At 33.5% G+C, this 13,122-nt stretch carries 12 protein-coding genes; 10 read left to right on the forward strand and 2 right to left on the reverse strand.

The features are described 5' to 3' along the window. The gene (locus tag BUB89_RS09445) at positions 1-1,338 is read left to right on the forward strand and encodes an FAD-dependent oxidoreductase (RefSeq protein ID WP_073244334.1); all 1,338 of its coding nucleotides are present in this window, start codon (positions 1-3) and stop codon (positions 1,336-1,338) included. 66 nt (positions 1,339-1,404) lie between these two features. On the opposite strand, the gene BUB89_RS09450 is transcribed toward BUB89_RS09445, so the two are convergent. Further along, positions 1,405-2,937, reverse strand: coding sequence for a helicase HerA-like domain-containing protein (locus BUB89_RS09450; protein WP_073244335.1), 1,533 nt, complete (start codon positions 2,935-2,937; stop codon positions 1,405-1,407). 382 nt (positions 2,938-3,319) lie between these two features. On the opposite strand from BUB89_RS09450, the gene BUB89_RS09455 reads away from it, so the two are divergent. From BUB89_RS09455 to BUB89_RS09490, 7 genes are all read left to right on the forward strand, one after another. Next, entirely contained in the window at positions 3,320-4,138 is an 819-nt protein-coding gene (locus BUB89_RS09455) for a MotA/TolQ/ExbB proton channel family protein (protein ID WP_073244337.1), read from the forward strand. 41 nt (positions 4,139-4,179) lie between these two features. Next, positions 4,180-4,803 carry an ExbD/TolR family protein gene (locus BUB89_RS09460; RefSeq protein ID WP_073244339.1) on the forward strand — a complete coding sequence of 208 codons (624 nt, stop codon included), beginning with the start codon at positions 4,180-4,182 and terminating at the stop codon, positions 4,801-4,803. Between the two features lie 19 nt (positions 4,804-4,822). Further along, complete coding sequence (locus tag BUB89_RS09465) at positions 4,823-5,383, forward strand: ExbD/TolR family protein (RefSeq protein ID WP_073244341.1); 561 nt, start codon at positions 4,823-4,825, stop codon at positions 5,381-5,383. A 34-nt stretch (positions 5,384-5,417) separates the two neighbouring features. Then, positions 5,418-6,230, forward strand: a complete 813-nt coding sequence (locus BUB89_RS09470) for an energy transducer TonB (protein ID WP_073244343.1) — start codon at positions 5,418-5,420, stop codon at positions 6,228-6,230. Positions 6,231-6,462: 232 nt separating this feature from the next. Further along, entirely contained in the window at positions 6,463-7,374 is a 912-nt protein-coding gene (locus BUB89_RS09480; RefSeq protein ID WP_073244347.1) for a PstS family phosphate ABC transporter substrate-binding protein, read from the forward strand. Positions 7,375-7,420: 46 nt separating this feature from the next. Continuing rightward, positions 7,421-9,091, forward strand: a complete 1,671-nt coding sequence (locus tag BUB89_RS09485; RefSeq protein ID WP_073244404.1) for a tetratricopeptide repeat protein — start codon at positions 7,421-7,423, stop codon at positions 9,089-9,091. A gap of 126 nt (positions 9,092-9,217) precedes the next feature. Further along, positions 9,218-9,850 carry a 7-carboxy-7-deazaguanine synthase QueE gene (locus BUB89_RS09490; protein WP_073244349.1) on the forward strand — a complete coding sequence of 211 codons (633 nt, stop codon included), beginning with the start codon at positions 9,218-9,220 and terminating at the stop codon, positions 9,848-9,850. 36 nt (positions 9,851-9,886) lie between these two features. Here the strand turns inward: BUB89_RS09490 and BUB89_RS09495 are convergent, their stop codons facing one another. Next, on the reverse strand, positions 9,887-10,594 hold the full coding sequence (locus BUB89_RS09495; RefSeq protein ID WP_073244351.1) for an SAM-dependent methyltransferase: 708 nt from the start codon (positions 10,592-10,594) through the stop codon (positions 9,887-9,889). A gap of 76 nt (positions 10,595-10,670) precedes the next feature. On the opposite strand from BUB89_RS09495, the gene BUB89_RS09500 reads away from it, so the two are divergent. Then, a complete protein-coding gene (locus tag BUB89_RS09500) occupies positions 10,671-11,168 on the forward strand; it encodes a YkgJ family cysteine cluster protein (RefSeq protein ID WP_170215519.1) in 498 nt (165 codons plus the stop codon). Between the two features lie 136 nt (positions 11,169-11,304). Further along, positions 11,305-12,540, forward strand: a complete 1,236-nt coding sequence (locus tag BUB89_RS09505; RefSeq protein ID WP_073244353.1) for an ABC transporter permease — start codon at positions 11,305-11,307, stop codon at positions 12,538-12,540. Positions 12,541-13,122 lie beyond the last annotated feature (582 nt).

Genomic DNA, 13,122 nt, shown 5'->3' on the forward strand with positions numbered 1-13,122 from the left:
ATGCAAACTCCTAAAAAAATAGCAATAGTAGGTTCTGGTTTAGTAGGTTCTTTATTGGCTATTTACTTAAAAAAAGCAGGGCATACGGTTCATATTTATGATAGAAGTCCGGATATTAGAAAAATACAGTTCTCTGGTCGTTCGATTAATCTGGCAATGTCAAACCGGGGCTGGAAAGCATTAGACGGAGTTGGAGTAGGAGATGCTGTCAGGGAAATTGCAATTCCCATGGATAAAAGAGCGATTCATCTTGTAGATAACCTTAAGTTTCAAAATTACGGACAAGAAGGGGAGTCTATTTATTCTATTTCCAGAGGAACCTTAAACAGAAAAATGATTGATCTAGCTGAGCAGGCTGGTGCCGAATTTTTCTTCGAACAAAAAATTTGGGACGTAACCTTAGCTACGGCTACTTTGCATATTGGGGAAACCGAAAGAGGAGAGTGGGAAGAGTTAAAATACGATATGGTTTTTGGTGCCGATGGTGCTTTTTCAAGGATTCGTCACCGTATGCAGCGACAGAGCATGTTTAATTATTCGCAGGAATTTTTAAATATTGGCTATAAAGAACTAAATATCCCTGCTAATGCCGATGGTTCTCATAAATTAGATAAATATTCATTTCATATTTGGCCTCGCGGCGAATACATGTTGATTGCTTTACCAAATTTAGATGGCAGTTTTACCTGTACTTTATTCATGCCTTTTGAAGGTAAAAATTCATTTGCTTCGTTGACTGACAGAAAAGAAGTGGAAGCTTTTTTCGAAAAAAACTTTCCGGATTCTATAGAAGTAATTCCCAATTTAGCCGAGGATTTCTTTAAAAATCCTACCAGTACTTTAGTAACCATGAAATGTTTTCCGTGGACTTATGAAGATAAAGTTGCTTTAATAGGTGATGCCTGTCATGCGATTGTTCCGTTTTACGGGCAGGGAATGAATGCAGGTTTTGAGGATATAACGGTACTTTACGAAATGATTTTGGAGTATGGTGAAGATTGGGAACGTATTTTTTCGGAATACCAAAAATCACGCAAACCCAATGCGGATGCTATTGCGGAACTTTCGTATCGAAACTTCATGGAAATGAGTTCTAAAACTGCTGATGATAAGTTTTTGTTACAAAAGAAAATTGAAAAATGGTTTTCTGAAAAGCATCCGGATAAATGGATTCCATTATACAGCAGAGTGACTTTTAGCGATCGTCCTTATGTGGAAGCTCTGGCTATTGGAGATTTTCAAAATACCATCATGGAAGAAGTTTTAAAATTAGAGAATATTGAAGCGATCTGGAATTCGGAGATGGTTGAAAATAAAATTTTAGAATTACTACAATAACAAACAATATCAAAAATCAATTTTTAATATTATTATTGTAATTGATTTTTGATATTGAAATTGTTTTTATTTTTTTAGCATTTTAGAAAGAATTCCAAGAGCTCCTCTTATAAAAGTGGCACTTGTAAGTACTTTTAAAACTGATTTCCCCACCACTTCTGTAGTACTTGGTGCTTGTCTGGTTGTAGTTTTTGTTTGTTTTACTTCATTTTCTTCAGCTTCTTTTTTAGCATTTTCAGCTTCTGCATCAGTAATTTTTTTGTTTAAGATTTCATACGCACTTTCACGGTCAATCTTTTCACTGTATTTTTTTACCAGTCTCGAATGGGTGTTGATTTCCTGAATTTCGCTTTCTGTCAATACATCCATTCTGCTCATTGGAGCCCGAAGCATGGTTGCTGCCAGCGGGGTTGGAATCCCCTTTTCGTTCAAAGCAGTTACCAGTGCTTCACCAATTCCTAAACTGGTTATTATTTCGCTGGTGTCGTAAAAATCAGAGCTGGGATAATTATCTGCTGTCTGTTTTATAGCCTGTCTGTCTTTAGCAGTAAAAGCTCTTAACGCGTGCTGGATTTTTAAACCTAATTGAGCTAAAATACCACTTGGAACATCCATCGGGTTTTGAGTGATAAAGTAAATTCCAATTCCTTTAGAACGGATTAATTTTACAATAGTTTCAATTTGGTCTAAAAGAGTTTTGCTGGCTTCTTTGAATATTAGATGGGCTTCATCAATAAAAATGATGAGTTCAGGCTGCTCAGCATCGCCTTTTTCGGGCATTTGTTGGTATACTTCTGCAAGTAAGCTCAACATGAATGTAGAGAATAATTTAGGTTTATCCTGAATATCAGTCAGGCGAAGGATATTTATGTAACCTTTTCCGTTTTCGTCAATTCGCATTAAATCATTAATGTCAAACGACATTTCGCCAAAAAAGAGTTCGGCACCCTGTTGTTCTAATTCGATGATTTTTCTCAGGATAATCCCGGTTGTAGAGGTAGAGATTTTGCCATAATTCTCGGTAATTTCTTCTTTTCCTTCTTCTATAATGTAATTAATGACTTTTTTAAAATCTTTAAGATCCAGTAAAGGCATTTTGTTGTCATCGCAATATTTGAATATAATAGAAACAACGCCTGCCTGAGTGTCATTCAAATCAAGTATTCGGGAGAATAAAACAGGACCAAATTCAGATACTGTAGCTCTTAACCGCACTCCGCTTTGTTCGGATAAGCTTAATAATTCTACCGGAAATTTTGCGGTATGGTAGGGAATATTGATTTTAGTATGTCTTTCAGTTATAAAGGATTTTTCTTCTCCTTCTTTAGCAATTCCGCTAAAATCGCCTTTAATGTCCATCATTAAAACCGGAATTCCATAAGAAGATAGTTGTTCTGATAAGACTTGTATTGTCTTTGTTTTTCCTGTTCCGGTTGCTCCGGCAATTAATCCATGTCTGTTTAATGTCTTTAACGGGATTTTTACAGCAGCGTTGTTTAAGGTTTCTCCGTCTAATATAGCTCCTCCTAATAAAATGCTTTCGCCTTTAAATTGGTATCCCTGAGAGATGCTTTCAATGAATTTTTCGGTTTTATCCATAAGAATCAAATGTGATTTATAAGTTTTGATGAAGTGTGATTAATGCTCTGGTGTGATGAAATATTAGTGTATACTGTAATTTTAAGCCTTTTTTTTTGTTAAATGTAAAAAAAAAGCATTTTTTTTATAAAGAAATGAGATGTTGAAATATTGCGTTATAAATGCACAATTTAATAAATTTTTTTGTCAAAATCTTTGAATTTTCCTGATGATATTGATAATAAAACAATGTTTATATTTTTTTAACATCAATTTACAAATGATTAATTTGAATATAACGAAAAAAAATTTTTTTATTTGAACTAAACGTATAAATTTGCGGGACTACAAGTTAATAATAACTAAAATAAAATTATTTAAAACTATTAAAATTTAAAAAAAAATGGCAAACGTTAAGAAAGAAAGCAGTTCAAAAGGTGGAGGAATGGTTTCAGGAATCATTATTGTATTATGTGTGTTGGTGGGAGTTATGATTTGGAAATTCGTCATGGGATCGCCTGCTAACTTTGAGGGAGGAAATCCAGAAACTGGTCACCCAATTAATACTTTAGGACAGGTTTATAAAGGAGGATTTATTGTACCTATTTTGTTAGGAATGTTATTAATGGTTATTGTTTTCTCTATTGAAAGATTCTTTGTAATTACAAAAGCTGCTGGTAAAGGAAATTTAGATGCTTTTATGGCTTCAGTACAATCAAGTATAAAAAGTGGACATATTGAAGAAGCTATTGCTGCATGTGACAAACAACAAGGTTCAGTTGCAAATGCAATTAAATCAGCATTAGTAAAATATCAGGATGTTAAAAAAGAAGGATTCAACAGTGAAGAAGCTTCAGAAACTATTCATAAAGAAATCGAAGAGGTTACTTCTCTTGAAATGCCAATGTTAGAGAAAAACATGACTATTATTTCTTCTTTAGTATCTTTAGGAACACTTGGAGGTTTGTTAGGAACAGTATCAGGTATGATTAAAGCGTTTGGTGCATTAGCTTCTGCTGGAACTCCAGACCAGGCTGCACTTGCAACAGGTATTTCTGAGGCACTTATTAATACAGCTACAGGTATTGCTACTTCTATCTTGGCTATTATTGCTTACAACTTCTTTACTTCAAAAATTGATGATTTGACTTACTCTATTGATGAGGCAGGTACAACAATCGTGAATACTTACAGAAAGTTCAGAGGAAGTTTGAAACAATAATCATTTTTGATATCATTGTATCAAAATAAAAAACAAAAAGAATGGCTAAAATAAAAATGAAAAAAAAGTCAACATCGACAGATATGACTGCCATGTGTGATGTTGCGTTCCTTTTGCTTACCTTCTTTATTTTGACAGCTACAGCTAAAGTTCCTGAGGTAATGCCTGTGGATACGCCAGCATCAACTGTACAGACAAAATTGCCGGATTCTGATTTAGCAACTTTGACAATAGGTAATGTTGATGGAAAGGACAGAGTATTTTTCGATTTAAAAGGAAAAGATGTTCGTAAGAAAACGCTTGAGTTGATGGCTGAAAAATATGGTATGACTTTTTCAGAAGAGGATAAAGATAAGTTTGCTTTAATGACTGATTTTGGTGTGCCAATAGGAAGTCTTAAACAAATTATTGACATGAAGTCTTCGGATAGAGTAAAAGCTGATCAAACTGGGATTCCAATGGATTCATTAGATAATCAACTTAAAGAGTGGGTTTACAATGCTCGTAAAGCGAATATTGAAGTGAATGATAAAGAGTTGCAAGTAGCGATCAAAGGTGATGCGAAAGAGCAATATCCTGTTATTAGAAAAGTAATGGATCTTTTGCAAGATCAAAATGTAAATACTTTTAGCTTGATAACCGGATTGAGAGGAAAAGATTTTTAATTAAAAAAAACACACTAAAATGGCTGAATTAAATACCGGCGACAGTGGTGGTGGTAAAGGCGGCAAAGTAAGAAGTAAAAAACAAAATTCGAAGGTAGATTTAACTGCCATGGTGGATTTAGCGTTCTTGCTAATTACGTTCTTTATGCTTACTACTTCGTTGTCAAAACCCCAATCGATGAGTTTAGGGTTGCCAGATAAGGATCCAAAGGATAAGACAGATGATTTAAAAGTTGATGAGAATCGAACGATGACGATTATACTGGGAGAAAATGATCAGATGACTTATTATATGGGATTGATATATAATCCTATTGCCGGTCCTGATAAAATTGCTTATGGTAAGGATGGAATACGTAAAGAGTTGTTGAAAAGAAAGAAAGAAGTTTTAGCTTATTCAACAGCGAAAGGTAAGCCGGATCAAGGAATGATTGTAATTATTAAACCTACTAAAAAATCTACTTACAAGAATGTAGTTGATATTTTAGATGAGATGGCAATTTCTAATATTCCTACTTACACAATCGTTAATGATTTTTTACCTGAGGAACAAAAATTGTTAGACGGAAAACAAGAGTAATCTTGTTTTCTTAATAACCTAATAAGTAAGAAAAATGAAATTAGATATATTAAAAAATTCATGGGTTGATATCGTTTTCGAAGGACGTAATAAACTTTATGGAGCTTATGACTTAAGAAAATCTAACGGCAAGACATCAACGAAGGCGCTTATTATTGGTGCATTCTTTTTTAGCTTGGCAGTTAGTGCTCCTCTTATTATTAGTTTGATTCCTAAATCAACTGATGATGAGGATATTGAAATTAGAGAAGTAAAGCTTACTAATGTGAAATTACCTCCAAAGAAAGTAGAGCCGCCTAAATTAAATGCGCCACCACCACCACCACCACCACCAAAAGTGGATCAGGTGAAATTTGTTAAGCCAGTAGTGGCTAAAGCAGAAGAAGTAGTGGAAGAGCCGCCAAAGATTGAAGAAATCAAAGAAAAGAAAATTGGTAGTCAGACTATCAAGGGAGATCCAGATGCTGTTTTATCAGTTGCTCCTGCCGGTACCGGACCTAAGACAAGTCAGGTAGTTGAAGAGTCAGATGATCAGGTTTATAATACAGCCGGTATCGAAGTAAAACCTGAATTTCCGGGTGGTATGGAGAAATTCTATTCTTTTGTTGGTAAAAACTATCGTACACCGGATGAAGGTGGTTTAAAAGGTAAAGTTTACGTTACTTTTGTGGTTGAAAAAGACGGATCATTAACAGATATCAAAGTATTAAGAGATATTGGTTACGGTACAGGAAAAGAGGCGATAAGAGTTTTACAAAAATGTCCAAAATGGAATCCGGGAATCCAAAACGGAAAACCAGTTAGGGTACTATATTCTCTTCCAATTACAATTGTAAGTCAAGATTAATGTTGAAGAGATTTATTATAAACATTCAGAAGAAATCGCTTAAAGAGCGATTTCTTCTCGTTATAGCCATTTTGTTTTTTTTGGTTTATTTAGTTTTGGGATTGATTGTTCTGTTTATGAAAGACTTTCCCATGAACATGCCCATGAATTACAGAATTGCTTTTGGTGTGCTTTTGATAGTGTATGCCTTCATTCGATGCATAAGAATTATTAATGATAATAAAGAATAGTTATGAAAAAAATACTGCTGTTATGGTTGGGGCTTTTGTTTGTGGGAGTAGGTTTCTTTATCTCGTGTAAACAATCCGATTCTCAAAAAAACAAAGAATCTATTCTTAAAGGTACAACTACCATACTGGTTGATGAGACAGTAAAGCCCTTAATTGAAGATCAGATAGCTGTTTTTGAAAGTACCTATAAAGCTAAAATTATTCTGGAAGCTAAATCTGAGAAAGAATTAATTCAGTCCTTGCTTAAAGATACTTCTAGTGTGGTGATTATGTCAAGAGAGTTGAATGCTGATGAATTGAAGTTCTTTGAAAAAGTTAAAATTAAACCTAAGACAACCAAATTTGCATCTGATGCGATTGCTTTAATTTCAAATAAAAAGGAATTAGATACTTTAATTGCAATGAAAGATGTTGTGGCTTTTTTAAAAGGGGAAAATCAAACTAGAGTGAAAGGTTTGGTTTTTGATAATCCAAATTCAAGTACTGTTCGTTATTTTACAACATTAGCAGGAGTTAAAGAAGTACCTAAAGAAGGAGTGTATTCTTTTAAGTCTAATGAGGAAGTGGTTAAGTTCGTTGCTGAAAACGAAGGAATGATAGGGGTAATAGGTGTTAACTGGTTGTTGCAGCCTACTGCTAATATTAATGAATATTTAACTAATATTAACGTACTCGATGTTGAAGGTTTAAATAAAAATTCTTATTTTGCACCTTCTCAAAACAATTTAGCAGAAGGAACTTATCCTTTGGCACGTGATTTGTTTATTATCAATTGTCAGGGTTATTCAGGACTGGGTATGGGGTTTGCGTCATTCTTAGCGGGCGAAATCGGACAAAGAGTTGTATTGAAATCAGGACTTTTACCGGTTACTATTCCGGGAAGAAAAATTTTGATTAAAAACAAATTGAAATAATTAGTGAGAACGAAAAATGAAAATGAATAAATTAAATAAAGTTACAATGAACAAAATTAAATTTTTAAGTATTGCACTTTTTGCTTCAGCTTCTGTTCTACAAGCTCAGGATATTGATGAAGTAAAGAAACAAATTGATGCAGAACAATTTCAAAAAGCTAAAACATCTTTAAAATCAATTATAAAATCGAATCCGTCAGAAGGAAAAGCTTTTTTTCTGCTTGGAAACATTTATTTGAAACAAAGTGTTATTGATTCGGCTAAAATCACTTATAATGAAGGTTTGAAAGCTAAAGATGATGCTCATTTTAATAATATCGGATTGGGTCAGATTGATTTAGAGAATAACAACCCTACTGCAGCAAAAGCAAAGTTTGAATCTGTAAAAAATGACATGCGTAAAAAGGATTTTGAAGAATATATTTATATAGCTAAGGCGTATATGAATAATTCTAATCCGGATTACAAAGCTGCACTTGCTACTTTAGAATTGGCAAAAGAAAAAAATGCTGATGAACCACAAGTTCTTTTAGCTTTTGGAGATGCTTATTATGGTGACAAAAATCAAAATCAGGCTTTCTCTAACTATCGTAATGCTTTTCAGGCTGACAATAGTTTAATTAGAGCAAAAGTACAATTAGGTGTTTTGTTAAAAGGTGCTAAGGCATATCAGGAAGCAGTAGCGGCTTACAATGAAGTAATTGCTTTAAGTCCTAATTATGCTCCGGTTTACAGAGAATTAGCTGAAACTTACTACTACTGGGCATTAAATGTTCCTGGTCGTTATGATGAGTATATCAAACAAGCTTTGTCTTATTATGAAAAATACATGACTCTTACTGATTACTCATTAGATTCACGTATGCGTCATGCTGATTTCTTGATTTTAGCAAAAGATTATAAAGCTTTAGAAGTTGAAGCTAATAAAATGAAAGAATTGGACAAAGTAAATCCAAGGATTTTAAGATATTTAGGTTATGCAGCTTTTGAAAATGGGCATATCGATGAAGCAATTTCTTCTTTGGAAGAATTCATTAAAAACCCATCTAATAAGGTAATTTCTTTGGATTATTTATACTTAGGTCAGGCCAAAATTAAAAAAGGAACTAATGCTGATGCTACTGCTGTAGACCCTGCTTTATATGCAGAAGGTATTGCACTTATTAAAAAAGCAGTTGAACTTGAGCCTTCTGTAGCTGATGGTCTGGGCGATTTAGGTAAAGAATACTATGAGAAAAAAATGTTTAAAGAAGCAGCAGCAATCTTAGAAATTGCAACTTCTTATAATGAAAGCAGAACTTTCCTGCTTGATAATTACTATTTAGGTAATGCTATCTATTTTGATAATGCAGGAAAACCTGTTGCTGAAAGAGATACAATTGCTTTAAAGAAAGCGGATATTGCTTACGGAAATGTTTTGAAAGCTTCTCCTGAAACTGTAGATGCTTATGTATCACGTGCAAGAACGAATAGTTTATTAGAAGATGATCAGGCAATGATTAAATACTATCAGGAGTATATAGATCATGTTACTGCTAAAGGTCCTGAAGAATTAGCTAAGCCAAATGTAAAAGCGAAGTTACTTGAGGCTTATAGCACAATGGCTGCCGGATATGCAAACTTTGATAAGCCTAAGGCTATTGAGTATTTCAAAAAAGCGCTCGAGGTAGATCCAACAAATGAATATTCAATTCAAGCATTGAAAACGCTTCAGTAATTGATAAGAATAAAATTAAAAAGCCGGTAGCAATACTGGCTTTTTTTATGCTCTTGTGTTAAGCATTTAATATAATTGAACAATGTCTTTTACAAATTAGTTATCTTTGCACCCTAAATTACAAAAATGCTATCAAAAGAAATTCAGTTAGAAGTGAACAAAGGTGCTATGTTGCCTTTGATGGAGGAATTTTATACTATTCAGGGAGAAGGATTTCATACAGGAACAGCAGCTTATTTTATTAGAATTGGTGGATGTGATGTAGGTTGCCATTGGTGCGATGTTAAAGAAAGCTGGAATGCCGAGTTACATCCTCCTACAAGCATTGATCAGATTGTTGATAATGCAGATAAATATGCTGATACTATTGTTATTACAGGTGGTGAACCATTAATGTGGGACATGAGTTTGTTGACTAATAAGTTAAAAAACAGAAATTTAAGAGTTCATATTGAAACTTCAGGTGCATACCCGCTTTCCGGTACTTGGGATTGGATTTGTCTTTCGCCAAAGAAAAATAAATTACCTACAGAAACAGTTTATAATGCAGCCCATGAATTAAAAGTGATTATTCATAATAAGCACGATTTTATATTTGCTGAAGAGCAAGCTGAAAAAGTAAATAAAAACGCTATTCTGTTCCTGCAGCCGGAATGGAGCAAGAAAGAAGAAATGACTCCGCTAATTGTAGATTATGTAATGAACAATCCCAAATGGAGGGTTTCATTACAAACGCATAAATATTTGAATATCCCTTAAACAAAAAAGCCAGTAATTTTGCTGGCTTTTTTGTTTTTATATGCTTAATCGGGCTAAATAATCATAATGCTCGCCTTCTAAAATTAATTCACATTGTAATCCATTGGCGAAAGCTGCATTTTGCAAAGTGTTATAATCCATATATAGCCAAGGGAAAGAATCTTCTTTTTCGCCTTTGTACGAAAGTGAAAATTCTAACTCTCCATAATAGCCATTGGCGGGAACTTCGTATGCTCCGTCTTCATCTTCGTCAAACATATAGATGATATCTGAACTGTCAATTAAAATTTGACCGTCCGGATTTAATAGAGATTTTAATTTTTCGAGAAATTTTGAGGTGTTTTTCAAAGTACCAAAAATCCCTGTACCATTCATTAATAGTAAAATAGTATCGAATTTTTCATCAGAATCTAAATTGAGAATATCAATTACTTTTGCAGAAGCTAAACCTCTTAATTGGCAGGCTTTGATAGCATTTTTCGAAATATCAATAGCAGTAACATCGAGTTTTTTTTCGTTTTGAAGATATAAACTATGGCTTCCTGCACCGCAACCCACATCGAGTGTTTTTCCTCGGGATAATTCTAATGCTTTTTGTTCTAATTTAGGCATTTCATTAAAATCCCGAAATAGATAAGCAACACTCATTTCGTCTTCTTCTGAAATAGTAGTTTCGGTAATTAAGTTTTCTGGTGAGTTGTTGGTTTGAAAATCAAGAATAGCTTTGCCAAAAAGATCTTTCATAATACTTTATTAGGGTTGTGAGTTGTTTGTAAATTCGTTTTATGTAATTTTGCAATTCATTTATCAAATAGTTAAATTGACAAATCCACAAATTGACATACTACAAAAGTTAGCCAAAGATAAGCAACTCGAAAACAAAAAGTATTTTGATAAGCTTAAAAAGAAAGCACCCAAAAATTTAGATTATGTAATGCAGGATTTACATGATGCTGAATTTAAAAAAACGAATTGTTTAGAATGTGCTAATTGTTGTAAAACTACAGGTCCGCTGTTTACATCTGCCGATATTGAACGAATAGCAAAACACCTTCGTCAAAAACCACAGCAATTTATTGATCAGTATTTGCGTATTGATGAAGATAAGGATTATGTTTTACAAACGGTACCTTGTTCTTTTTTGGATACAGATAATACTTGTTTCATTTATGATGTGCGTCCTAAAGCTTGTCGGGAATTCCCGCATACCGACAGGAAGAAGTTTCAGCAAATTTCTGCTATTACAATAAAAAACATTCCTATTTGTCCTGCTGTGTATAATATTGTTGAGGAAATGAAAAAGAAACTGCCGTTGTAAAGGGGTTTACAGATATATACTTTTCTTTTTATTATGTCCTCTTTCTTTTCTGTTTTTTGCAGGTTCTTGTCAGTCTTCATTAGTAAAAGCAAGAATAAAACAGTATTTTTGATAACCAATTTTGAAATTTAAGCACTTGAATTTAGAATATTTCATCGCAAAAAGATTGATTACTGCTAAAGAAAATAAAAGTAGTATATCTGCACCTATAATAAAAATTGCAATTTCTGCTATTGCAATCGGAATGATTATGATGATTGTATCTGTTGCAACAGGGATTGGTCTTCAGCAAAAAATCAGAGAGAAAATTTCGGCATTCAATGGTCACATAATTATTGCTAATTACGATAACAACCAGTCGGAAGCAACTTTAGTTCCGGTGTCTAAGAATCAAAAGTTTTATCCTGAATTCCGTTCAGTTCCTGAAGTAAATCATATTCAGGCAATTGCCAGTAAAGCCGGAATTATAAGAACTGCTGATGCGTTCGAAGGAATTGTTTTTAAAGGAGTTGGTACTGATTATAAATGGGATAATATAAAGGAATATTTGGTTTCGGGTAGATTGCCTAATTTAGTTGAAGCTCTTAATGCTGAAGTTTTAATTTCTCAATATCTGGCTAACAGACTCAAACTTAAGGTAGGTGATGGTTTTAATACCTTTTTTATGAAAGAAGGCCAAAATAAATTGCCTAACATCAGAAGATTTAAGGTGGTGGGAATTTTTAATTCCGGCTTTCAGGAATTTGACGCTACCTATATATTGGGCGATATCAGGCACATGCAACGAATAAATAAATGGAAAGCAGATCAAGTAGGTGCTTTTGAGGTTTTTGTAAATGATTTTAGTAAAATAGAAGCTATTGGAAATGAAGTGTACGAACATACAGCTTCGACTTTAGATTCTAAAACCATAGTAGAAAAATACGGTTATATTTTTGAATGGCTTCAGTTGTTTGATTTTAATATTGTTGTTATACTTATAGTGATGATACTGGTAGCAACAATAAATATGGTTGTAGCATTATTAGTTTTGATTTTGGAGCGTACCCAGATGATAGGAATTCTGAAAGCAATAGGGGCAAGCAATTGGTCTGTTAGAAAAATGTTTCTTTACAATGCATCTTATTTAATTTTTCGCGGATTATTTTGGGGTAATTTAATAGGGATAAGCATTTTGCTTATTCAAAAGTACTTCGGAGTTATTGAACTTAATCCTGAGAATTATTATGTAAATCAGGCGCCGGTATATATTAATCTCTTTTATGTTTTGTTGTTAAACCTTTTAACAGTAGGAGTTTGTTTGCTGGTATTGTTGATTCCCTCCTATATCATTACTAAAATTACACCTGTAAGAGCCATTCGTTTCGATTAGCTTTTTTCAGGAGCATTTTCCCGCTCCCGAGGCTTCGGGACGCTATATCTCTAGTCTCGTCTTAGGGGCGAGACAAGAGGATGCCGCTACTATCGGGGCTAGGGTTGCAGTTGTTTAAGTAAAGTTTTGTTCGTCACTTCGAGTGATTTTAAATGATAATGCGATAGCTTTATTGTTTGAAATTGTATCGAGAAGCTTTGTTTTAGCTATTGTTGTTGATATTGGCTTGGTTTTTTTATACTTTTCTAATAAAAACCTTTAGCGAATCTCTGTGTTTTCTTAGTGCATCTCTGCGAAACCCCTCAGTTAAAACTCAAAAATCCTACAAAACGAAAATTTACTAAAAATTAAAAAACTTGTTTTCAGCGAGTTGTAAAAAAGATTAAAAATAAGTGATAGAAAAGTATTGTTTAACGGTATAGAGTGACTAATTTTGCACCCGCAATAACGCAGACGTTCTAAGATATACTGACAAACACTTTAAATCAAACAGAAGAATTATTTTCTAAAAAAGGTTTAAAAAAGTTTGTGAGATTTAAAAACAGATGTTACATTTGCACCCCGCAAAACGCGCAAGTTATT

It is taken from the genome of Flavobacterium flevense (assembly GCF_900142775.1).
Classification (GTDB): domain Bacteria; phylum Bacteroidota; class Bacteroidia; order Flavobacteriales; family Flavobacteriaceae; genus Flavobacterium; species Flavobacterium flevense.